This is a genomic window from Kocuria subflava, from assembly GCF_012163155.1.
Classification (GTDB): Bacteria; Actinomycetota; Actinomycetes; order Actinomycetales; family Micrococcaceae; genus Kocuria; species Kocuria subflava.
The window spans coordinates 1-573 of record NZ_JAAVUN010000191.1; the positions used below are offsets into that span (position 1 = coordinate 1).

1 protein-coding gene and 1 pseudogene are annotated in these 573 nt (G+C 65.6%); both read left to right on the forward strand.

Annotated elements, in window-relative coordinates:
* Positions 1-103, forward strand: a pseudogene (locus tag GTW58_RS13710) (uL13 family ribosomal protein); the annotation flags it as partial.
* A 38-nt stretch (positions 104-141) separates the two neighbouring features.
* Positions 142-573, forward strand: a 432-nt coding sequence (gene rpsI / locus GTW58_RS13715) for a 30S ribosomal protein S9 (protein WP_168023622.1), incomplete at its 3' end; no start/stop codon positions are given.

Consider the following 573-nt stretch of genomic DNA (forward strand, 5'->3'; position numbering starts at 1 on the left):
TGCTGCCCAGCAGAAGTCCAAGCTCAAGGTCTACGCGGGTCCCGAGCACCCGCACCCTGCGAACCAGCCCAAGACCTTCGAATTCAACCAGGTCGCCCAGTAATTCCGGGCCTTTCGAGATCGACTGAACGAGGAGACATCGTGGCTCAGAACACTGAAGAGAACTACGCCCCGGAGGGGGAGGAGCTGACCTCCTACACCTCCGAGTCCAGCGTCGGCACCGAGACCGCCGTGGCGACCGAGCGTCCCGCCCTGACCGTTCCCGGCCAGGCCACCGGCCGCCGCAAGGAAGCAGTCGCGCGTGTGCGCCTCATCCCGGGCTCAGGCAAGTGGACCATCAACGGTCGCACCCTGGAGAACTACTTCCCGAACAAGCTGCACCAGCAGGAGGTCAACGACCCCTTCAAGCTGCTGGAGCTGCAGGGCGCCTACGACGTCGTCGCGCGTATTGACGGCGGTGGCCCCTCCGGCCAGGCCGGTGCGCTGCGCCTGGGCGTGGCTCGCGCTCTGAACGAGATCGATGCCGAGCACAACCGCCCGGCACTCAAGAAGGCAGGCTTCTTGACTCGTGAC